Origin of the sequence: Margalitia sp. FSL K6-0131, assembly GCF_038008735.1 — a bacterium.
Taxonomy (GTDB): domain Bacteria; phylum Bacillota; class Bacilli; order Bacillales; family Bacillaceae_C; genus Margalitia; species Margalitia shackletonii.
In genome coordinates, this window is record NZ_JBBOZS010000001.1 from 4947143 (window position 1) to 4969929 (window position 22787).

Here is a 22787-nt window from a genome sequence, read left to right on the forward strand (position 1 = left end):
GAATTTTACTTTTTTCTTGTGCTAAACTGCCCCTTTAGCTCGTCAGTTGAAGAAGAGATAAGTTATTTTTTTAATATCTAAATCCCTAAATGATAAATTTTATGACCATGTTTTTCGACTTCAATAATAAAAGCGATTAAAGCATCTAATTGTTCAAGAACTTCATCTTTATCAAAAATAATTTTCTCATACTCTCCATCTTCTTGATCATCACTTAAAATATACATTCCTGTCAAAGTTATTTCTTTTGGAGCACTTGCAAATATCATTCTCCATCCAAGAAGTACGTCTTTTAAAGTAGTTGCAGAGTCTTCATCAAGAATTGTCATAGCGTAATAATCTAGACCCATTTCATTAAATCGTTTTGTAAAGGGCGTGCATTTTGATGGTACCCATTTTAGCGTATCATTCATATACAGAATAAGGTCATCATGTATTTTGACATTCCCTACTGCGGACTCTTTTATAGAATCCATGTAACTTACTATATCCTTGTTCAGCATTACGTCTTTCGGTACTAAATAAAAATCATGAATTAATGCCATTAATTTTCACCTTAACATTTCTTTTTATTTGTTAATTACCAATTGAATTTAAAATCCTTATAGGAAGCCCCCATTAGTTCAAAAAAATTATTCTTTACTCTTATTTATAATCCATTCAACAGCTTCTAATAAATAGGTTGTCAGCAATAAAATCTGGCTCTTTTCCCGCCCATTTATCTCTGTGCGTGGCTTTGGAATAAAGATTGATTAAAAAAATATCCCTCAATACTTAGAGTGAAATTGATTTAATCAATATTTAGTTCTAAATACTTCTATCACAGCTTTGCAATTAGAATGGTAGTCTTCCCCTAATTGTATCTTCAACTTTATGTTACTCAACAGTTCTTTAATCCACCTTTTATTCAGATGTACTTTTTCTTTTAATTATAAAAACACTCCTTCAAACAAAAATATCTAAGGGAGTCGAATAAGAAAAAGCCACCAAATTTGCAGCTGGATCTTAAACGCTTGCCCGAGAGCTCAACAAGAATTGAACATCTATTAGCTATTTTTGTATTATTTGTTCAATTTCTTAGAACGTTGGGTGTTACCTTCTTAACAATTGTACTAGCTGCAAGCCATCTGAGGGCATACCGTTATATGCCGCCATCCAACGAGGATATCTTATAGGAATTATTGTTATAATAAACTGAATTAAATTATAAGTAGCCGACCAACCAAACAACTGACGTATTCCGTTTTGTAAATCTAACGATGTCAATAGTTCAAATAAAAGTCCTAGAAACAACGACATTAAGGGTCCACCAGCAAGTGCAATTACTCTCTGTCGTTTATCTAAACTTTCTCCCCAATAAGCATAACCTATGAATGACCATTGAATATGAAAATGAAGCCTTCCAATTTTGAAGTTTTCTTTATTATCCTCACTAAACTGACCTAAATAAATATGTATGTCAGCTTTTGAAGTAGATACGGCACCAATTCCATGACCTAGTTCATGTAATAAGACAAAGATTGGCACAACCAAAATAAACAACAAAAAAGTCAACAGATTATTCTCCTCCTTTATTTTAATCTAGGTAAGGATTCCCCCATTAATTAGCCCAATTTCTGAACAAAAATCAACCCAGGGATTATTCAGGAATGCTGCCCCTTTAAACTAAACAACAGATTTAAATATGTGAACAATGATTGGGAAGTTTGATGGATAAAGCGCAATAATGCCTCGAGATCCTCCCGGTTTCTATGGTCCGCTCGAAAGATGCTCAATGTGGTCCTCAGCCTTTCGAATTCGGCTTTCACGGCTAACAACTTTTCCTTCATGTCGCACCCATAATCAGAATCGTCTTCCCTTGCAGTTTCTTTTTTAATTTTTCTTTGTTGAAGGCTACTGTGACAAACAGAAATTTTTCCAGCTTATAGTTACGTGTCTTGATTATTCCTTATTTTAACATGACAAATCCGCTATTTTTCCGTTAACCTCCTTCAAAAATATTCTCAACTGAAAAAACCTTTATATATCAATATTTTATAAGCATTTGAAATTTAATTTCGGAATTTTTTCTTTATTTTTAAAATTATGTTTCGTAAAATTAAACCATATTCTTTAAATATTTTCAGAGGAGGAATGCTAGTTGAAAAGGAAAGGCTATTTTTCACTGCTCACCATTATTGTTTTGTTGTTGTCCATGCTCCACGCGGCCACAAGTTTTGCCAAGACCAGCACGCGACTGATTGTTCACTACCACAACAAGACCGGCATTTATAAAGGAAATTTGGAAGCATTTCCTTTAGAGTCCACTGCTACAGGAACCGTTTCCGAAAAAACAACGGATGACTATGGACTCAAAATGACCTTTACTTTCCCCGACACCCGTGACAATGCTTACATAGGCCTTGTGGCAAAAGAAGACAGCAAATTTCCGAAAGATAAACGGTATGTAAGACTGAAGAACGGCACAGCCGAAATCTGGTTACTTGACGGCGACCCTCGTGTATACAATGAACCGCAGCTGATTGATCCCTCCATCATTCTGAAGAAAGACAATAAGGCCTATGCAGCCGTAGAGGATTTAAAAGATCTTTTAAATCTGACGTATAAATACGGAAAGAATACGTATAAATTTGATGGGGCAGCAGTTGGAACCGCCGACATTTTAACGATTTACCATGACCGCGATTATTTTGAAATCAACGTGAATACTAACCGAATCGGCTCCAATGTGACAAGCAATATGCTGAACGAATACACGGCACTAGTTTTTAACGATGTCGACGGGTTCAAGCAAAACGGCAACTACTATTTGTCAGTTGGCTACATTGAAAGATTGTTTCAGGTAGGCTCACTCGCGAAGGATGGGCAGGTGTTTTTGATGAAGCAGCAAGACGTTGCCTATGACCAATTATCCTATGCCAAAACTCCGGAAGAAGTTGGTTTTTCCTCGGAAAAGCTGGCGAAAATTGATGACTATATTAACAAGCAGGTTCAGGATGGCTTTCCATCTGCAGCCGTCATCGTCGTGAAGGACGGAAAAATTGTCAAAGAATCGGCATATGGTTATTTGAAAAAGTACGATACACCGCTTGTAGACGGGCAATATCAACCGGCGCAGCTGCTGCCGCGATCGGAATGGGAACCGGCAACGGTCAACTCATTATACGATTTAGCTTCGAATACGAAAATGTATGCAACCAACTATGCGATTCAGCAATTAGTCTCTGAAGGCAAGCTTGATTTGGATCAGCCGCTTTGTTCATTCCCAGGTTGGGAAAATTATCGCGACAGCTACACGGTCTATACCGGAAAGTGGACACTTGGCGGACCCGGCGGACTCAACAAAACGCCGCGCACTGGAAAAGAAACGGTCACCATCCGGGATATTCTGCACCACTACGGCGGATTGATTCCCGACCCGGAATACCCGAATAAAACTTCTGCCGGAGCCCTTTGGTATCAAAACAATGACCCGACGAACCGTGCCGGAATCATTGACATCATTTGCAAAACCCCGCTGATGTACACACCGCGGACCACTTTTGCTTACAGCGATGTCGACTTTATGATTCTAGGCTTGTTGGTTGAGCAGATTACTGGAATGCCATTGGATCAGTATGTTGAAAAAAATATTTACAAAAAACTCGGTTTAACTCACACTGTTTTCAATCCGCTCCAAAAAGGCTTTGCCAAATCGCAGATTGCCGCAACAGAATTAAACGGCAACACGAGGGATGGCAATATCAGCTTCGGACAAATGGAGGACGGTACTCCAGTGAATATCCGCAAATATACACTGCAGGGGGAAGTCCACGATGAGAAGGCTTTTTATTCGATGGGCGGGGTATCCGGTCATGCCGGGCTCTTCTCCACAGTTGGCGACATGGGCGTATTGACGCAGCTGATGCTTAACGGCGGAATTTATAATGGAACACAATTTTTCACGAAAGAAGTGGCTGACGAATTTACAACTCCATATGATCCCGATCCGAAAAAAGTCGATTCGTCCACGATTGGCTTGGGATGGCGTGTTCATTCAAAGAGCTCCTCGGCCTACTATTATTTTAACTGGGGGCCGAGCCGCAGTACGTATGGCCACCAAGGCTGGACCGGAACGTTGACGGTTATTGATCCGGTTTATCATATGACGATCACCATCCTGACCAATTTAAGGCACTCACCGGTTGTCAGCCCGCCGAACGGTTTTGCCGGTTCGAATTATCCGTTCGCCGATTTAGCACCGATTTCCGGACTTGTTTACAATGCTTTAAATGATGAAAAACTGCAATACAGCCCTGATGCCCCAGCTTCGGTGTCAGCAAAAGGAACCGGCACAAGGACAATCGACTTGAATTGGAATAGCGTTAATGGGGCGGACAGCTACAATGTCTACCGTTCCACTTCAACGGATGGCTCCTATGAGAAAATAAATGTTTCTCCGGTTACGGCAAATTCTTTCAGTGACACAGGCCTGCAACCTGGAACTAAATATTTTTATAAAGTTACATCCATCAATAGTGTCGGTGAATCGGCACCTTCCACTCCTGCTGAGGCAACGACTGTATCAGTTCCGGAAGTTTACGATGCAATTGGCCAATTGATTGAAAAATATTCGTCTACAGGGGATTTGAATGGCTCATTAGAAGTCCAGCTGACCAACAGTTTGAAGCAGTCACAAGATCAATACAGGAAAGGGCACCGTGCGCAGGCCATCAAGAGTGCGAAGGATTTCTTGAAACATCTTGAGAATCAAGGATTAGCTGATCAGATTACGGCCGAGGCAAAGCGGGCATTGAGCAATGAGATTGATATTTTGATAGATGCATTGATGGATTAATAGGTAATAATTAACCGCTCGGTAGTCCGCAGCGGTTTATTTTTTTCGTTAGTAGATACACTGTATGCGTTTAACGGGCTCTCTTGAAGGGGACAAAATAAGTAAATCGTACACTTACTCGTATTGTTTGAGTAGGTGTTTTTGTTAATGCTAAGCAATTTATTATTAAAATCGTACCCGATTTAGCATTGAATTAACCTTGTACATTAACTGTTGTACAATGCTATTTTTCTACGATTTTGATTACTGATTTTATGTTCATTTTTTATATCAGAGTCTCTATTATTTTTCATTGTTGATTTTCGTTAAGGTATGAGAATTGATAGGCGGAGATTTTCCGACTATTGTATATAAGGGAGGCTTAAGAAGTAGATATAAGCGGAAATATTCCGATTAACTGCCCTAAATGGGACAAAATCTAAGGATTTCGATAAGATAAACGGAAAACCTCCCTTATTTTTAAGGAAATAGGAGTATTTCCAAATTTAAATGGAATTTATCCGTTTATTTTTCAAACACGGTAAAATCAACATTTTAGTTATAAAAGAGCCTACCAGATATTCAACCTATTTTAGGGTTGAACTATTCAGCTTTTCCGAGTAGTTGGTGTTTAATAATCACACGGTAAACAGTTGATAAATAACTGTTGCTATGAAATTAACTTTGATAAAATATACCCCACAAACCAGCATTTTACTATAAATAAAACTCATCCATTTTGAAAAAAAGATTGATCAAAATGGATGAGTTTTCAGCAGATTTAAGATTGGTTTTTATAAAAAAGATTGATCATTTTCTACCTATGTTGTTCCACAAACGCGCCCTTTAATGGAATAAACATCTTAATCTCTTATAATTGCGGATTACCAGAATCCTTGTATTAGAGAATCCCGGTCAAATAAATTATTCAGCTTTTACTAAGATTTTTATGTGATTCTTTTCCTTTAGTAGACCTTCGAAACCTTCGTCGATTACTTCATCAAGAGTGATACGTTTCGTTACTAGTTTATCTGCAGGGAAGTATCCTTGTGCCATTAACCTAATGACAGCTGGAAATACATCGCGGTAGCCGATAATACCTGATACTGTACGCTCTCTCAAAGCGATATTTTGTGGGTGGATTGGAGCCTCTTTTTCAAAAATACTAACAATCATTGTTTCTCCATTAAACTTTGTAGAGTTGATAGCTTGAGTTAAGACTGGGGGTACCCCTGTAACTTCATAAGCAACATCTACTCCACCATTTGTAAGTGTTTGAATTTGTTCTACAGCATCAACATTATTGGGATCAACTCCAATAGCTCCTAGCTCAACAGCCTTTTCCCTACGTTGCTCAGATAATTCAACCGCATAAATTTCTGATGCACCAGCAGCTTTTAGGGCTTCAATAACTAACAAACCAATTGGACCAGTACCAAATACAGCTACTTTATCTCCAACTTTTACTTTACTTTGTTTAACAGCATGAAGGGCAACAGCAGACGGTTCAACAAGTGCTCCTTGTTCGTAAGATACATTTTCCGGAAGTTTATGGATCATATGTTCAGGAATCGAAGCGAACTCAGAAAATCCACCGCCGCCTCCTGCAAGACCATAGAATCCCATTGTCTCACAAAGATTATATTTTCCTTGTTTACAAGCATCACATTCGCCACAAGAATAGATTGGTTCAACCGTAACACGATCCCCAACTTGTACTTTTTTTACATCTTCGCCTACTTCAACAACTTGTCCAGAAAATTCATGTCCCATAACAATAGGAGCTTTATCCCCAGTTAATGGGTGTGGTGTTTCTGATGGAATAAAAATTGGCCCTGCTGTATACTCATGTAAATCACTTCCACAAATTCCACACCACTCTACTTTTATTTTTACTTCTCCTTTTTTCACAATAGGCTCTTCGATATTATCTAGTCTTAAATCTTTAACATTATGCCATCTTAATGCTTTCATCTTGTTCATCTCCTATGTCTATGTGGCTACGCAGCCTTTTACAATAATATTATAATATAATATTAATAAATCTTTCAAACTTTCTAACACCAAATCTCAAAGAGCTATTTATTTAACTCGGATTTACATTCTAATAGATCTTTCACTTTCAATTAAATGGCCCTTTAACGGAATAATCTTTTCACGATAAAAACACCCCTTTATTTAGATAAAGGGTTAGCCAAAAGGGGCGAAGCTTCGCAACATTTTTATAAACATCGTGACTTTGTTTTAAACATCGCATCTTTTTTACAAACATCGCGACTTTATTTTAAATCCACAATAACGTAAAAAAACTGCGATTTTCATAAAAAATGCATTTTTTTCTTTGCACATTTATTGTGATTTCATATGTTATTTTAGTTCTTTGTCCCCCAGAAAAGAACCCCTTAGTATGCGTTTGTCGGTCTTTTAATCTTAACTTGGCTCTAAATGGAGACCCAATTCTACTTTCTAATCCATTAAATCGTTTCTTATGGTTGAAAAAAATCTAGTTACTTATGGCAAAAATGTTCGTACTATGTATATTACCTTTTCTTTTACAATTTTTCACTCCTTAGATATTCCTCCTATTTACTTCGCATTTATTCGTAAAAATACTTAAGAAGTTCACTTTCGTTGACCGATATACTTTTCTTTAAATCTTTCGTTCTCAATACAAACTCTTTTACTCCTATAAATTCTGATTCGGCAATCAAGTAAAATTGTGTTCCTTTTTTATATCCATTGAATTGCTTTTTAAGTGTATATAACTTCATTGATAACCTCTGATGGTAAATTAAAATGATTTTTGGTTGTGTTTTTCGGATATCTGCGTAAACTTTGTTGCGCTCTGTACTATTTGTGTGAATTCGAACATGTTGAGTGAATCTAAAAAAAGACTACTATTAAATAAACAACAATAACGGCGAATACAGCCTTTTTTTATATACGGAATTATACCATTAATAATAGCTGTGGAATCGTAAACTTTTCTTCAATTAAAAGGCCCTTTTAGTTTAATAATAAAGTCCCAATTTTTGGAGCAACAGGATTACAAATTTCATCCGAATATTCTGCTCCAAACCATTTACAAATACCCTATGTATTCCTTGTGCTAGTTATTCAACAGATATAACAATCGGTATAAACCTTGTCACTAATTTCCGAATCATATTTGTCTTCTGGTGCGTGCGGTAATAAATTAATGAGGTCCCATTCGTCAAAGGAAAAATTTTAATCAAACTTTATTAATACTAATCAATATTTATTTTAAAAATCGAACTTTGTTTTAAATGACCAATCTTTTTATTAAAATACAATAAAAAAACAGCGGAATGAACACTCACTCCACTGTCAAACTTTTAGCCAAATTCCTTGGTCTATCCACGTTATATCCACGAACAGTTCCTGCATAATATGCCAATAATTGAAGAGGTATGGCAGCAATGATTGGCATCAAGAACGGATGAACCTCAGGTATATACATCACTTCGTCGACGATTTCACTGACATCATCATCCCCAATAGTTGTGACGCCAACTACAAAGGCATCACGGGCTTTGATTTCCTTTATGTTGCTGATGGTTTTATCACGTAGATGCTTTTGGGTGGAAAGTGCAATCACAGGAACACCCGGAGTAATCAAGGCCATCGTTCCGTGTTTCATCTCTCCCGCTGCATAGGCATCTGCATGTAAATAGGCGACTTCTTGAAGCTTAAGCGCCCCTTCTAATGCGAGAACATAATCAAGTCCGCGTCCAATTAAAAATAGACGGTCTTGATCCTCTGTCACCTGTGCAAATTGGTCTATAGCATCCTGTGTCATGATAAGCGTTTTTTCCACTTCTTCCGGTAGCTGGTGCAATTCTTTCAACATTTCCGGGATTCTGTCTAGCCCATGACCTTTTGTTTTCTCCGTTAAGGCAATGGCTAAAAGGTATAAAGCGGTTATCTGCGTTGTATATGCTTTTGTGGCTGGAACGGCTAGTTCTGGTCCGGCATTCGTACATATCGTATAGTCCGCTTTGCGAGCGATATTGCCTCGCCTTTTATTTGTTATTGCTATCGTCTTGCAGCCATATTGTTTTGCTTCTCTTAAAGCAGACAATGTATCAGCTGTTTCACCGGACTGACTGATGACGATAACCAAATTTTTTTCACTGAGGGGTCCATGCTCATAGCGAAATTCAGATGAAATAGAAACTTCAACAGGAATGTCCAGCAACGTTTCCATCACTTTTTTTCCAATCATGCCTGAATGATAAGAAGTTCCATTCGCTACGATATCAATTTTTCGATACTCAAAACTTTCCTTTAAAAAAGGCTCCAGTTCCGGAATATTCACTCCGTTTTCCGTCAGCCGCCCCTCCAACGTATTTTTTATCGCCTTGGGCTGTTCCATAATTTCCTTCAGCATATAATGCTCATACCCTTGGAGGCTAAAATCATCTTCCGTCCATTCGATGATTCTTTTTTCAGGTTTTATGCTTTCTCCCTCAATGGTTTGCACTTTGATTTCATTTGCTTTTAAAATGGCTATTTCTCCATTTTTGATAGGATATATTTCTTTCGCATAGGAAAGCAGCGCCGAAATATCGGAGGATAAAAATGCTTCGTTCTGTCCAAATCCGATGATTAATGGATTTTCCTGGGATATCCCAATAATTGTATCAGGTTGATGTTTAGACATTATCGCAAGTGCAAAGGAGCCCTTTAACAAAGGTAATACTTTTCGGACTGTTTCTTCAAAATTCCCGGTATCATGTTGTACAAGCAGATGCGGGATTACTTCTGTATCCGTATCTGTACAAAATACATGACCCTTTGTGATTAACTCATTTTTCAATTGCCGATAATTTTCAATGATTCCATTATGCACTACAAAAAACTGAGATTGATCATCACTTAAAGGATGGGCATTGGAGATGGTTGGCGATCCATGTGAAGCCCATCTTGTATGACCAATTCCAATATTGCCTCCTGTAATAGGCTCCATTTCCAGCAATGTTTTTAAATCTTCAATTCTGCCAATCTCTTTTCTGATCTCAATTTTTTCCTGATTAGAAATGGCTATACCTGCAGAATCGTAGCCCCGATAATCTAAATGAGTCAAACAGTCTAAAAGAATGGACTCTGCTGAAGATTTCCCTATGTAACCAACGATTCCACTCATTGTCTCACCTCAAATTCAGATGGTAAATTTATTATATAGGATAACATATTCCCCGAACCTGATGGCAATAAATAAATTATTGCTGCAACTCATCCAATGACGCCTCTGTTTTGAAAATAATTTTATTTTCCTTTTTGTCATAATAATAGACTTTCACCATTTCACTCCCACTAGAGGTAGCATCACCAGTTAATACCCCAAAGTTTCCATCTCCTAAATCTACCATATTACTATAGGAAAAATGAGGAAATATTTGCTCAGAGCCATTTAAATTATCAACATGTACTGTACGTTCTCCACCCGAAAACAAAAGAATAATTGTCAAAATCACAAGCGTGATTCTAATATTTCTCAATTCTCTTGCAGTGTCTTCCAACATTTCAACACTCCCCAAATTTTTTATCCATTATTTCTCACCATATTTTCCATCTCTGATGGCTTTTCGAAACCAGCCATCCTGTCTTGAATGGCAATAGCTTCATCCGTACCTATCCCTTTAATCGAATAATACTTCGTTCCCTTTTTATATTTATTGGAGAAATTTCCGTTGTATGTTCCTTCCTGATCAGAATACTTTGTTACCTTGACTATTTCTTCATCCGCTTCTTTTACAATTCATCACTAATTTCGTAAACATAACCTTTCCAAACGACAAAGGGGTCTTCATTACACACTCCCCTTTTTTACGATATTGAATAAGAATGGTTTCAATATTTTTACATTCTTATGTTAGCAATCTGCTTTTTCATACAAAAAAAACGATCTTCTATTTAGGAAAGACCGCATCAGCTATTCAGGGACATCATCCCATTTATTCAGTTTTTCTTTATTATCGATCAAAGTGGAATTTTTATTTAGCGTAAAAGGATAAAATCAAGAATCGTACAAAAGATAGATTAGGCCTTTTGTGGTAACATTCCATACAAATTTAATAATAAAGATGATTAGAGGGATAAGTGTGTTCCATCCGAGTATTAATCTTGAAGAGATATTTACAATATGAACTGCACCGAAATTATTACATCTAATAGAAACAATTTATATAATTCCTTCCATGTAAATGGATTGGAATAGCTTTTACATTTCTTTCATATGTCTATTGAAAAAGCAAGAAAATTCCCTTCATCTATACACTCTTAACAAGTACTCTTTACAAATTCCTGAAATTTCTCTTCTTCCTCCGAAAAGGGGTTATGATTACTTTCTTCAAAAATAGTAAAAGACGCATTTGGCATTAACTCTGCTATTTCGATACCGTATTTCATTGGACATTGAGAGTCATATTTTCCCGAATAGATATAGCTGGGTACAGTTACATGTTTCAACTCTTCTCTTATATCAAATGTGGGATACTCTACTTTTCTAAAATAATTTAACCGTTCTCCAACAGTTTTTCCGCTGTTTGGCTTTTTCAACGCGTCCTTTAGCTTTTCCTCTGAGTAAAATGACATTAAAGCCCATTCATAACTAAGTTTTCTTCGCATTTCAATCGGTGTTGCTGGATCATTTAATTGGTCCATAATTTCTACTATGTGATTGAAATTTGGATTTTTAGAACAGTAAATGGAATCCGGGTCTGCACCGTATTCATAGCTGGACGCTGCTCCGCCAGCAATAATTTTTGTTAAAGATTGAGGACAAATAATAGCATATTTTAATGCAAGCATTCCTCCTGCAGAATGGCCTGCGAATGCCCATTGATCCAGCCCAATCGCGTCACGAATAGCCTCTAAATCTCGAATGGATTCTTCCATACTGTATTCATGATTATTATTTGCTTTTACGGAGTTACCTGCTCCCTTAAGATTAATTAGGTAAACTTTATATAGTTTTGTAAAAGGATTTGCAAATGTGTTCCCCCGCTCATTAAAAGCACTATAAAGATGGGTGACGGCCATCGGTTCACCCTCACCTTTTACAAAAATCTCAAATATTCCTCTGTCCGTTTCAATATATCGTTGAATCCACATGAGAAAAAAAACTCCTTTCATTCTCCATATTGCTGCAAGAGACAGGAAAATGCGCCTATTGAACGTATGTCAGTTAAAACTCAAAATCCATTTCCCCACATTGCATTTAAAAACAGCATATAGAATGTAAAAAGAGCTGTTAATATTGTAAAAACGATCGGAACCATCTTAAGTCTTTTGCTTTTCCCCATCGTTATGATAAAAATAGCAACGGAAAGGACTGCAACAACATAGTACAGATAAATCACCCAATAATGTGTTAGCGGTTCTAAAAATAATCCAAGTACGGAAAATTGGAGTAAAAAAGCTAATATAGAAACAGCAATCCACTTTTTTTCATTTTTGATGGATACAATATTTTTAATGGATAATAGTACTGAAACAATAACCAACGCAGCAAGCAACCATTCATACAAGAAAAAAAGCTCTTCTTTTTGAACAGCAAAATAATATCCCAGTGCGGACAACGGTATGATTGCAAGCAGTAAATAAACATTTAGTTTAAGATTACTGGTTTCTCGCATTCTTCCCTTTTCCCCTTTCCGTTTTAAAAAAACCTAAATGAAAGCTCACTTAATGTTGAGTACCTTCTAATTTTCCAAAATAATCGATTCAGAACTCATCTTTACTTTAACATAATTATCCATTTCACACTATAAATAGTTTAAATACGCTAAAAACATCTACAATTATTTTTAGAAATTCTGCTGCTATTATTTTTTATGGAAATGGGGGTGAAGTACTGCGGGTAAGAATGGAGTTGAATATTAGAGTGGCTTTCGAATAAAATTCCCCCATCTCCTTGAAATCAATAGAGATGGGGGAGTTTATTTCAATAAAAAAAGCTTGAGTAATAATTTTCATACCAATCTATAAAATGATTTTTCCTTACAACATTTAATACACACGGTACCCCTTCTTGGTTCTCTAATTTTCTATGTTCTTTCGGAAACTCTTTCTCTACACCAATACTCATATACGGTAGCTTTATTTGTGCTTTTTGGGAGCGAATATTTACTTTTCTGGCTTCTGCAAAAACATATTCAAGGCCTAAATGATGAAATGCAATATAAAGCATCTCGGCTTTTACCAATTGATTATAACCTTGTCCCCAATACGGGCTGCCAATCCAAGTTCCAATATGGCTTGTTTTCTTCTCGGAATCTAGTTCCTTTAGGGTGATAACCCCAATTTACTTCTCATCTTCATTCATAATTACTCTGGAATATTGCTTGCCGCTCTTTTCTTCAACTTGTATGAATCGTATAAAATCAATAGTTCCTACAAGTGATGTCTGTTTATCACTTAATCCGAGAGCTTCTTTCACTTGAGACGCTGAAGACAATTGAGACATTTGTTCCGCGTACTCTACTTTATGTGGAACTAACTTTATTTTTTTCAATAGTATCCCACCTAATATACGAAATTCTGCAGCTTACCACTCTCTGAAAGTTTTTCTGAAACCAAAAAAGCTTCTAAACTTGATATTTTCATAGTATGTAACTGAAGTTTTCGAAGCCAGCAGATCAATACGAGTTTTTGGATAATGTTGATGAACATATCTCAATAAGCTGGTACCTATTCCAAACCCCTGGTATTTCTTGGTTATCAATAGTTCACAAACATATAAAGTGATGTGTTCATCCGTGATTCCCCTAATATAACCTATGATTTGGTTATTAATACAGGCAACAAACTTCACATTTGATTTACTCCAAGCCTGCATTGTATCTTCCTTTTTTTCAACAAGATTATTCCATTGCTCTTGCATGTTTAATTGATGGATATATGGAAAATCTTCTTCTTCATATGGCCGGAAGCTAATCGTTTCACCGTTTTTTAAAATATACCCCATATTTCTCCACACCTTAACTTTAATAATCTTGTCAATTTTCCTTTTGCTTATTTTCATTTGAAATGCATGTAGGAATCACATTTCTCGTCTTTCCTCTTTTTGTTACGGACAGTTAGAGGTATTTTTTTCTACGTCTTGTTGTTTAGTTTATTATGGATACCCTTCTTTTTTCCTTGTGAATTTTCCTTGAGATTCCCTGTAAAGGACATCCTGTTTCTTTTTTACACGTGGTTTGTCCTTTTTATTTCCTCTAAAGGACATCCTGCTTCTTTTTTCCTCATGACTTGGCCTTTTGACTCCCTCTAATGCTCGACATAATTTTTTCGCCTCATTGTCCTTCATCTCGCTTATGAAGGTCATCTCGACCAAGTTTTTCCGCCTCACTGTCTTTCATCCTACTCATGAAGGTCATTTTGACTCAGTTTTTCCGCCACTCCGTCCTTCATCCTGCTTATGAAGGTCATTTTGACTCAGCTTTTCCGCCGCACTGTCCTTCATCCTACTCATGAAGGTCATCTTGACTTAGTTTTTCCGTCGCACTGTCCTTCATCCTACTTATGAAGGTCATCTTGACTCAGCTTTTCCGCCGCACTGTCCTTCATCCTACTCATGAAGGTCATCTTGACTCAGCTTTTCCGCCGCACTGTCCTTCATCCTACTCATGAAGGTCATCTTGACTCAGCTTTTCCGCCGCACTGTCCTTCATCCCGCTTATGAAAGACATCTTCAAGCAAATACTTCCTAATCTGGTCATTCAAACGAATACCTTGCTATTTCCTTACCGGTCGCTCGAGTGTTACGATTTCCTCTTCCAGCGATAAAAACTGTTGCTCAACTACATGTTTAGCGTCTTGAATAGCTGCATTATAAAAATGCGGTGCAAGTGACTCTTTAAAGAAGTTTAATACAGATTCAGCTGCAAACTCTGTTATTTCTTCATCTCTTTCTTGTAAAAAAAAGTCTTGAATATCTGCTATCATCATTTGCCTTTGTTCTTTGGTCAGTTTGAGAAACAAAATAATACACTCCTTCAAAATTTATTAGTTGTACTATACTATCGTTTACCTAACAAATAAAGCCTTTATTTTTTCAAAGTAATATGTACATATAGAAGAAAAACCCGGCAGTATGCCGAGTCACGATGTTTTCGTTACACCAAGTGCGTTGTGGTCCCATAAGATTCCTTCAACAAGCTCTGATTGATTAGTTTCACATTCTATGATCAGAACAACCTCTGTAGGCATCTCCTTTTGAAACCATTTGCTTCGATAAATAATAAGGGAAATAATAACACCTAAAAGGGCTCCGAATATCAATCCAATCAGTGACCATAGAATAGGGCCCCAAGTCCATATAAAGCCATATATACCACCAAGAAGCATAAAAATAGCTCCCAAGAAAAACGACAATTCGTATTTACTGGCACCTTCCTTATGATTTTTTCGAACCTTATGAAATTTCGGGGAGAATTTTTCTAAAGAAGCAACGAAAATATTTTCCCTTGGTATTCCCCGTAGTTCCAAATCACTCAATGCAAGTTCTAATAAGGCATTATGTCGAAAGGTTAAAATGATATGCATAAAATCCCTCTTTTTAGTCTTTTGGGGCATTTTAAAATGTTCCGGCTGATAATTCTCCTTTAAAAATCTGGATTGTTCTAGTTTGAATAATTTATTGGTAATGAATATATCTTCATAAGAACTGCTTATACTAAAAAGTAAAATGGATGGCAAATTTAAAAACCATTGAATATCAATGATAGAACCTGCCAGTTCTTTCTTTCCTAAAAACGTCAATTGAATAGCAGGTAATACATTCGATTTATACGCCGTAAAAATAAAACAAATGAGAATAAAAAAACCTGTTGGAAGCCTATTGCTATAAATGGAACCTAATCCTGGACTAAAAAAGGACCAAAAAGCCCCATTCCATGGATTTCGATAATCAAGGAAATTTACTTCTATTGCACTAATTTTAAATGGCCTAATTCTCGATTCGGAACGATTAGCTAATCGAGCATATTTATTTAAATCAATTGTGATACTGTAACAATCCCACATAGCAAAGACAAAAACAGCCGAATATAGAAGAAACCACCTGGTATCAATCGTCATTTTAGCAAGCTCGAACTTTCCAATCATAGAATAGTATATAGCCTCATTGATATGGGCCTTGACGTTAATAACAATCTCCCAAAACATCAGCAATATCCCAGAAAAATATTTGCACAGAAGCATATGACCAGCACCTGGAAAGGCGGCAGACCACCAAACAATATTCCAAGGATTACGTTCTACAATATAATTTACTAAGAATGGAGAAAGATAAGCCTTTGGGCGGCGCAATTGATTTGGGAAGGACTTTTTCAACATTTCTACCTCGCGGGATAAATTTTAAACCGTTATCAAGTAATATTATCCCTAATCAAACGAAGAAGTATTCCCATTTAATATCCAATTCGTTTTCAGAACTATTTCAAGTCCTTTATTCCATTATAAAACGCTTGGAATAATGCACTACTCCAAGCGTTTCAACTTTTTATACCGGGATGAGGAACCTATCCTTCATCCCACCAAATGCTTTTTATTGGGTACGAAAGACCAGTTGCTTTATTCCACCTGACTTTCCACTTTATCTAAAACTTTATGCCCTTCCCATTTTGAGATGACAATCGCTGCAAGGGAGTTCCCTACTATATTAACTGCTGTACGAGCCATGTCCAGAATTCGGTCAATTCCTGCAATTAATGCGAGGCCTTCAACAGGGAGACCAACACTTCCTAATGTTGCAAGCAGTACGACGAATGAAACTCCTGGAACGCCCGCAATTCCTTTAGAAGTAATCATCAAGACCAGTACCAGTGTGATTTGGTGTCCAATACTCATATGAATTCCATAAATTTGGGCGATAAATAGAGCAGCAATGGATTGATAAAGCGTGGATCCATCTAGGTTAAATGAATACCCAGCCGGGATTACAAACGATGTAATGGCTTTTGGACATCCAAGCTTCTCCATTTTCTCCATAATTCTTGGAAGTACTGTTTCAGAACTTGATGTGGAGTAGCCCAAGATTAACTCATCTTTTAAATATCGTAAAAACTTAAAGATGTTGACTTTTGCAATTCTGGCTACGATTCCCAATACGACTATAATGAAAAAGATCATAGAACCGTACACAACGGCAACTAATTTAACAAGCGGGAATAAGGATGATAGCCCGAATGTCGATACTGTAACACCAATTAAGGCAAATACACCGATTGGCGCTACTTTCATTACCTGGTTCGTTACGTAGAACATCGAATCTGCCACACCTTTAAAGAAGTCTATGACAGGTTTTCCTCTTTCCCCAATAGCAGCAACTCCTAATCCAAAAAGAACAGAGAAAAAGATGATTGCTAACATATCGCCATTTGCTAGAGCCTGAATTGGGTTTGCAGGTACAATATTAACAATAGTATCTATGAAAGAATGACTCTTGGTCGATTCTGTTGTGCTTACATAACTAGAAATATCTGTTTTTGCTAAATGAGTTCTATCTACTCCTGTACCTGGATGAAAGATGTTTGCAGCAAGTAAACCTACAACTATCGCAATTGTTGTAATTATTTCAAAATAGAGAATGGTTTTTCCCCCGATTTTCCCAAGAGACTTCATATCTCCGACACCGGATACCCCAATGATCAAACTTGATACAACGATCGGTACCACAATCATTTTAATTAATCGAAGAAATATATCGCCAACTGGCTTTAATATCTTTGGTAAAGTTGGATTCTCAAAAAAAATTGCCCCAATTACAATACCAAGAGCAAGTCCAATTAGAATTTGCCAACCTAAGCTGAGTTTTTTCATGCTGTGATTCTCCTTTACACTAGTTTTCACGTAGAGAGGGATAAAATACTGGTCTTTTCATAATGAAAGGGCTTTTATTTCTATATTACTATAATATATTTAATTAATCATATTAACAATATATAATTAACATATAATTTATATCAAATCGAGATAGAAGGGAAACTTATGGAATTAAGACAATTGCTATACTTTTTAGAGGTTGCCAGAAAAGAGCATATGTCTCTTGCAGCAGATAACTTACACATTGCACAATCCGCAGTAAGCAGGCAAATTTCCAATTTAGAAGAGGAGCTAGGAGTTCAGCTTTTTGAAAGGGAAGGGAGAAATATCAAATTAACCTATATTGGAAGAATGTTCGCAGAAAAAGCTTCCATTGCGATTAATGCTCTTGGTGATGCTAAACAATTAATTAATGAATATTTGGATCCAGAACGAGGCTCCATCAGAATCGGTTTCCCCTCAAGTTTAGCTAGTAATACACTACCGCAGATTATTAACGCTTTTAAAAAAGAGCATCAAGATGTCCGTTTTCATTTAAGACAGGGTTCGTATGATTATTTAATAGAGGGAATTAAAAGAAGAGAAATTGACCTTGCCTTTATCGGTCCTGTCCCAACCCATGATCCTGATATCCATACTGACATTTTATTTATGGAGTATTTTGTCGCTCTATTACCCAAAGAGCATCCTTTGGCAGCCGCAGAAAGCATCGTCCTACGCCAGTTAGAAAATGAATCATTTGTCTTCTTTCCAAAAGGATATATTCTTCGTAAAATTGCAGAGGATGCATGCCTCCAATCAGGTTTTCGGCCGAAAATACCTTATGAAGGAGAAGATTTAGATGCCATTAAAGGCTTAGTTTCATCGGGGATGGCAGTTACATTATTACCAGAAATCACTCTTTTGGATAATATCCCTAATGATACATTAGTGAAACGAGTTACACAGCCTGAAATTCGGAGAACCGTCGGAATCATTAGCCCAAAAAACCGTGACTTATCGCCTTCGGAAAAATTATTTTATGATTTTGTGATACGGTACTACTCGATACTTTCAAGACAGCAAGAGTTTGATTAAGACTTATAAAGATGACCTCCTAGGTGAGGTCCTACTTTTTTCCGATACGTTTTTATACTTGTTTTAATGGGTAGAGGAATAAAAGAGCTGAGAAAGGAAAAGAACAATAGGAGACCCATTAAAACAGAGGTGTAAATCATTGTTAAATATCTTCTTAATATTACTGTTGCAACTGATATGTCCCTATCTACACACTGCGAACCATTTTTCTTGTGAAAAATGTCACCATATTGGCGTCCATACTTGGGATTGTAGAAATGTTGATATATGTATTCGGGCTTTCCTTGGTTTTTGGCGGGGATAAAAACCTCCTTGCCATGGTTGTCTATTCCGTTGGTTTTGGCATCGGAATTATACTTGGAACGAAAATTGAACAGAAACTGGCAATAGGATTTATTAATGTTACTGTAAATACACAATCGAAAAACAACGATCTCATAGATACATTACGTCGAAATGGATTCGGTGTTACGGTTTATTCCGGTGAAGGACGAGACAGTGAAAGGTATAGATTAGAAATCTTAACTAAAAGAAATAGAGAAAACGAATTATTCGCTACGATTGAACATTTTGAACCGAGAGCTTTTATTATTTCTTATGAACCAAGGAAATTTAAAGGTGGATATTTGTTGGATAGGATTAAATAGTTTTATCGGGGAATGGAAATCAGAAATTCCCACACCTCCCAGGTTCATAGAATACAAAAACACATGAAGAAATGAATCCCCATGTGTCCTGACAAAAATATTACTTTTTCAACTGTTCGTAATGACGTAAAACTTCTTTCGTAATCTCATTATTTTCAGCAAGCCCGCTTACTTCTTTCAATGCGTGCTGAACACCATATTCGCTAATCATTTGTTGTAATTTTACAGCTTCTTCATCTTCCTTAAAATCAAAGAGCAATGCAGAGGCAATTGCTCTGGCAAGATTTGTGTAGGAAAGCCCTGCTTTCTGAGCTTCCGTTGCCGGGCGGACAAGGCGGTCGTTTGGTCCAAGCTTGCGGATTGGCGAGCGGCCCACCCTTGTTACTGCATCATTTAAGTAAGCATTTTTAAAGCGATGAATAATTTTATCAATATATTGTTGATGTTCTTCTGAACTTAAGTCGTATTGCTTAATCAAATAAGCACCTGTTTCGCCTAGTGTCGCTTTTACTTGTCTTTCTATTTCTTCATCTGCAAGTGTTTGATCAATAGTGGCTTTATTGCCTAAGTATCCAAGATACGCAATGACAGCATGACCAGTATTAACTGTAAATAGTTTCCGTTCAATAAACGGAGCAAGATCCGCGACAATTTTCATTCCCTCAACAGGAGGAATATCTTCTGTTGTTTCCACTACCCATTCATAATATGGTTCTACCAATACATCCAATGAACCATTGTTGTTTTGAATCGGTACAATACGGTCTACTGCAGAATTGAAAAAGTACACTTTTCCTTCTAATGTCGCTTTTGTGTCTTCATCAAGGCTTTCTAATATATAACCCTTCAACAAGTCCGTTGCTGAAATTTGATTTTCACAGGCAATTACATACAATTTTTCATCCATTGATTTTACTCTTTCTGCTAAACCTTTTGCAATTAAAGGAGCAATTCTCGGCAGAATGGTTGGACCAATTGCGGTAGTTAAAAAGGTTGCATTTTTAATAGCTTCGACTACTTCGTTTTCTTGCTTCATATTATTTAAACCAGAAACATTTGTAATGGTCATGGATTCCTGCGCGTCAGTCGCTAATTTTACCTGATATTGCCCTTTTTCATTCAACTGATCAATAACTTGATCGGCAATATCTACAAAAGTTACATGATAACCAGATTGTGAAAAAAGAGCACCAATAAATCCTCTTCCTATGTTCCCAGCACCAAAATGTACTACTTGTTTCATTTCAATCATTCCTTTATCCAATTTGTTTGAAGATACTCTAAAAAGATAGATTCCAGCTTTTCGCGAACAGCATCTTCATTTCCTGATGAAAAAATCATGATAGATTCTTTTGATTCGATTAAACTTGTACTAAGCAAACTGATGATTTCTTGTTCCCTCGTGCTTAAATTCTCGGGAGCCAGCATTAGCAAAAGATTTTTCATGGGCATCTCATTCCCATCCATTCCTTTTACCATAAAAGGCTTATCTAAATGGGAAATCTGAAACAGGAGCTGATGCACATGTTTACTCCGACAATGGAAAAGTCCCATTCCAGTATCAGGGATTCCGAGACCGCCTTTTTCTTCTCTATCTAGCAATGTTTCCATTACATTTTCAACATTACCAATGAGATTTTCCATTTCTGCAATTCTTAGCATTTCTCTCATCGTATCTTTGTATCCATCCTGTCTGAGGTTACGATAGATACGAAAATGCTGGATAATCGATTCGATACTTGATTCAATATCCTTTAATTCTTGCAATAAGTCCGATAGTGTTGGATTTGCTTTTCTTGATACTAGTGGACCCGTTTTACCCGTGTATTTTTTATTTTTGGTTAAGTTCCCGATATTTTTTTGCAAAAAGCTTCTGATTGCAGATATATCTTCATCACTTAAGAGAGGATTCACCAAGATATATTCCGTACGAATAAATGGAAGCCGGACGGTGGAAATAACGACATCAAATGATTGTAAGCTCTCCTGGCTTTGAATTTCCTTTATCGATTTAATTTCAACCGAATCAATTTCCAGTATCTCTTTCTTTATTCGGCTCGCAAGCATTTTCGAGGTACCAATACCAGTTGGACAAACCACTACTGCTTTAATCTTCATTTCTTCTTCCCGCAGTACCAGAGCAGATCCAAAATGAAGTACAATAAAAGCAATTTCATCCTCAGGAAAATCCTCAATATCTTTAAATTCTTTTACAACACTATTTTTTACGGCAAGAAACAGAACCGGGTATTTTCGTTTTATCTCTTCGGTTAATGGGTTGAATAGCCCCATATTCTGCTTAATTCGAAAAAGCGACGGCTCCAGATGGGAAACGAGTCCCTGAAACAGGGAAAAATCCCTTGTTAAATCAACATGAAGTTGGGTAGATACATATTGGATCATATTTTTAATCATTTGCCCCAACACTACACTGTCATACGGAACAGTTTCTACTTCCTGTAGCTTGGACCCTTTTAAAATAGATGCTAAAAAGCGTATGTCAGCATATGTAAACTGAAGGGACAGAGATTCTTCCACCGTCTGGCAAATTTTCTCCATCAGGATGTATTCCTCTGAATGTTCATTGAAAAAACTGCTCTCACTTTGCATTAGAAAACCGTCTTTTATCCTTTGCACCGTAATGCATATTTGGATAATTAGTCCGATATAATCACTGTCAGCCAGCCGCGAGTGACGGTTAATTAACGTATCATTTACAATCCTGTCTATTTCCAATAAATACATTGGATCAAGATAATATAAAATTTTCTCCTGTGTGCTCTTTCCTTTTTCTAATAAAAATAAGCTTTCAATCATATCTTCATTAAAATAAAGCAAAAAGTAACTTGCTAGTGCTTTGCGCTTATTTTCTTCTGTTCCATGAAATTCAACCCCAACACCACGTTTTCGGGTGAGTTCAAGATTAAAATTTTTCAGCCACTCCGTTAATTCATCGAGATAGATAGTCAAAGTTGTAACACTGACTCCTAATTCTGTTGCTAAAGCTTGAATTTTAAAGGATTCCACATCTTTCAACAATGTTAAAAGCAACAACAGTTTCCTTTCCTGAGGTGTTTGGTCCACAGGATGACTGCCGGTAAGATGCTGAACTAAACGAAAAATTTGTTGATTTTTCCCTTCAATAACCAAACCTTCATTTGAATTTCTCACTAATTGAAGGTGGAAATATTCTAATATTTTTTCGATTGTTTTTAAATCACGTTGAATCGTTCGCACACTTACATTTAAAAATGTCGCAATAGAAAAAGCGGTGTGTTTCCCGGATGTTTTGATAATCAATTCGATGATTGCTTTTTCCCTTGAGGTAATAAACATTCCACACCCTCATTTCAGGAAATCTATTTTTTAACTAGATGTCCACTCCAAGCGGACAG

At 36.7% G+C, this 22787-nt stretch carries 18 protein-coding genes and 1 pseudogene; 3 read left to right on the forward strand and 16 right to left on the reverse strand.

Annotation, left to right across the window (positions count from 1 at the left end):
* Nucleotides 1–77 precede the first annotated feature (77 nt).
* Together NSQ59_RS24275 and NSQ59_RS24280 are read right to left on the reverse strand one after the other, a co-directional pair.
* A complete protein-coding gene (locus NSQ59_RS24275) occupies nucleotides 78–545 on the reverse strand; it encodes a hypothetical protein (protein WP_340832945.1) in 468 nt (155 codons plus the stop codon).
* A 547-nt stretch (nucleotides 546–1092) separates the two neighbouring features.
* Nucleotides 1093–1554 carry a hypothetical protein gene (locus tag NSQ59_RS24280; RefSeq protein WP_340832946.1) on the reverse strand — a complete coding sequence of 154 codons (462 nt, stop codon included), beginning with the start codon at nucleotides 1552–1554 and terminating at the stop codon, nucleotides 1093–1095.
* A 586-nt stretch (nucleotides 1555–2140) separates the two neighbouring features.
* On the opposite strand from NSQ59_RS24280, the gene pbp4b reads away from it, so the two are divergent.
* Entirely contained in the window at nucleotides 2141–4837 is a 2697-nt protein-coding gene (pbp4b, locus tag NSQ59_RS24285; RefSeq protein ID WP_340832947.1) for a penicillin binding protein PBP4B, read from the forward strand.
* A gap of 903 nt (nucleotides 4838–5740) precedes the next feature.
* Here the strand turns inward: pbp4b and NSQ59_RS24290 are convergent.
* From NSQ59_RS24290 to NSQ59_RS24345, 12 genes are all read right to left on the reverse strand, one after another.
* Nucleotides 5741–6790, reverse strand: a complete 1050-nt coding sequence (locus NSQ59_RS24290) for a 2,3-butanediol dehydrogenase (RefSeq protein ID WP_340832948.1) — start codon at nucleotides 6788–6790, stop codon at nucleotides 5741–5743.
* Between the two features lie 623 nt (nucleotides 6791–7413).
* Nucleotides 7414–7587 (reverse strand): hypothetical protein, encoded by a 174-nt coding sequence (locus NSQ59_RS24295; RefSeq protein WP_163258647.1) that lies wholly within the window; start codon nucleotides 7585–7587, stop codon nucleotides 7414–7416.
* A 566-nt stretch (nucleotides 7588–8153) separates the two neighbouring features.
* Nucleotides 8154–9983, reverse strand: coding sequence for a glutamine--fructose-6-phosphate transaminase (isomerizing) (gene glmS, locus NSQ59_RS24300; RefSeq protein WP_340832949.1), 1830 nt, complete (start codon nucleotides 9981–9983; stop codon nucleotides 8154–8156).
* Nucleotides 9984–10059: 76 nt separating this feature from the next.
* Complete coding sequence (locus NSQ59_RS24305) at nucleotides 10060–10362, reverse strand: hypothetical protein (RefSeq protein ID WP_055741833.1); 303 nt, start codon at nucleotides 10360–10362, stop codon at nucleotides 10060–10062.
* A gap of 757 nt (nucleotides 10363–11119) precedes the next feature.
* On the reverse strand, nucleotides 11120–11953 hold the full coding sequence (locus tag NSQ59_RS24310) for an alpha/beta fold hydrolase (protein WP_340832950.1): 834 nt from the start codon (nucleotides 11951–11953) through the stop codon (nucleotides 11120–11122).
* Nucleotides 11954–12033: 80 nt separating this feature from the next.
* A complete protein-coding gene (locus NSQ59_RS24315; RefSeq protein ID WP_340832951.1) occupies nucleotides 12034–12477 on the reverse strand; it encodes a hypothetical protein in 444 nt (147 codons plus the stop codon).
* A 308-nt stretch (nucleotides 12478–12785) separates the two neighbouring features.
* The gene (locus tag NSQ59_RS24320) at nucleotides 12786–13145 is read right to left on the reverse strand and encodes a GNAT family N-acetyltransferase (RefSeq protein WP_340833200.1); all 360 of its coding nucleotides are present in this window, start codon (nucleotides 13143–13145) and stop codon (nucleotides 12786–12788) included.
* Complete coding sequence (locus NSQ59_RS24325; RefSeq protein ID WP_340832952.1) at nucleotides 13146–13355, reverse strand: hypothetical protein; 210 nt, start codon at nucleotides 13353–13355, stop codon at nucleotides 13146–13148. It abuts the gene before it with no gap.
* 33 nt (nucleotides 13356–13388) lie between these two features.
* The gene (locus NSQ59_RS24330; RefSeq protein ID WP_055741829.1) at nucleotides 13389–13808 is read right to left on the reverse strand and encodes a GNAT family N-acetyltransferase; all 420 of its coding nucleotides are present in this window, start codon (nucleotides 13806–13808) and stop codon (nucleotides 13389–13391) included.
* A 770-nt stretch (nucleotides 13809–14578) separates the two neighbouring features.
* Nucleotides 14579–14824 carry a DUF2164 domain-containing protein gene (locus tag NSQ59_RS24335; RefSeq protein ID WP_055741827.1) on the reverse strand — a complete coding sequence of 82 codons (246 nt, stop codon included), beginning with the start codon at nucleotides 14822–14824 and terminating at the stop codon, nucleotides 14579–14581.
* 120 nt (nucleotides 14825–14944) lie between these two features.
* Nucleotides 14945–16177, reverse strand: a complete 1233-nt coding sequence (locus tag NSQ59_RS24340) for a hypothetical protein (RefSeq protein ID WP_340832953.1) — start codon at nucleotides 16175–16177, stop codon at nucleotides 14945–14947.
* Between the two features lie 240 nt (nucleotides 16178–16417).
* Entirely contained in the window at nucleotides 16418–17665 is a 1248-nt protein-coding gene (locus NSQ59_RS24345) for a cation:dicarboxylate symporter family transporter (RefSeq protein WP_055741825.1), read from the reverse strand.
* Nucleotides 17666–17833: 168 nt separating this feature from the next.
* Between NSQ59_RS24345 and NSQ59_RS24350 the strand changes: the two genes are divergently transcribed.
* Nucleotides 17834–18745 (forward strand): LysR family transcriptional regulator, encoded by a 912-nt coding sequence (locus NSQ59_RS24350; RefSeq protein WP_055741824.1) that lies wholly within the window; start codon nucleotides 17834–17836, stop codon nucleotides 18743–18745.
* 139 nt (nucleotides 18746–18884) lie between these two features.
* Nucleotides 18885–19392, forward strand: a pseudogene (locus NSQ59_RS24355) (DUF2179 domain-containing protein).
* A gap of 100 nt (nucleotides 19393–19492) precedes the next feature.
* On the opposite strand, the gene NSQ59_RS24360 reads toward NSQ59_RS24355, so the two are convergent.
* Nucleotides 19493–20635, reverse strand: coding sequence for a mannitol-1-phosphate 5-dehydrogenase (locus NSQ59_RS24360; RefSeq protein ID WP_340832954.1), 1143 nt, complete (start codon nucleotides 20633–20635; stop codon nucleotides 19493–19495).
* A 5-nt stretch (nucleotides 20636–20640) separates the two neighbouring features.
* Complete coding sequence (locus tag NSQ59_RS24365; protein WP_340832955.1) at nucleotides 20641–22728, reverse strand: BglG family transcription antiterminator; 2088 nt, start codon at nucleotides 22726–22728, stop codon at nucleotides 20641–20643.
* Between the last annotated feature and the right edge of the window lie 59 nt (nucleotides 22729–22787).

What these genes read in the sequence shown, in the direction of transcription:
- NSQ59_RS24275 (WP_340832945.1), bottom strand. Translation starts at nt 545, where the DNA reads ATGGCATTAATTCATGATTTTTATTTAGTACCGAAAGACGTAATGCTG.
- NSQ59_RS24290 (WP_340832948.1), bottom strand. Translation starts at nt 6,790, where the DNA reads ATGAAAGCATTAAGATGGCATAATGTTAAAGATTTAAGACTAGATAAT.
- NSQ59_RS24295 (WP_163258647.1), bottom strand. Translation starts at nt 7,587, where the DNA reads ATGAAGTTATATACACTTAAAAAGCAATTCAATGGATATAAAAAAGGA.
- glmS (WP_340832949.1), bottom strand. Translation starts at nt 9,983, where the DNA reads ATGAGTGGAATCGTTGGTTACATAGGGAAATCTTCAGCAGAGTCCATT.
- NSQ59_RS24305 (WP_055741833.1), bottom strand. Translation starts at nt 10,362, where the DNA reads ATGTTGGAAGACACTGCAAGAGAATTGAGAAATATTAGAATCACGCTT.
- NSQ59_RS24310 (WP_340832950.1), bottom strand. Translation starts at nt 11,953, where the DNA reads ATGTGGATTCAACGATATATTGAAACGGACAGAGGAATATTTGAGATT.
- NSQ59_RS24315 (WP_340832951.1), bottom strand. Translation starts at nt 12,477, where the DNA reads ATGCGAGAAACCAGTAATCTTAAACTAAATGTTTATTTACTGCTTGCA.
- NSQ59_RS24330 (WP_055741829.1), bottom strand. Translation starts at nt 13,808, where the DNA reads ATGGGGTATATTTTAAAAAACGGTGAAACGATTAGCTTCCGGCCATAT.
- NSQ59_RS24345 (WP_055741825.1), bottom strand. Translation starts at nt 17,665, where the DNA reads ATGAAAAAACTCAGCTTAGGTTGGCAAATTCTAATTGGACTTGCTCTT.
- NSQ59_RS24350 (WP_055741824.1), top strand. Translation starts at nt 17,834, where the DNA reads ATGGAATTAAGACAATTGCTATACTTTTTAGAGGTTGCCAGAAAAGAG.
- NSQ59_RS24360 (WP_340832954.1), bottom strand. Translation starts at nt 20,635, where the DNA reads ATGAAACAAGTAGTACATTTTGGTGCTGGGAACATAGGAAGAGGATTT.
- NSQ59_RS24365 (WP_340832955.1), bottom strand. Translation starts at nt 22,728, where the DNA reads ATGTTTATTACCTCAAGGGAAAAAGCAATCATCGAATTGATTATCAAA.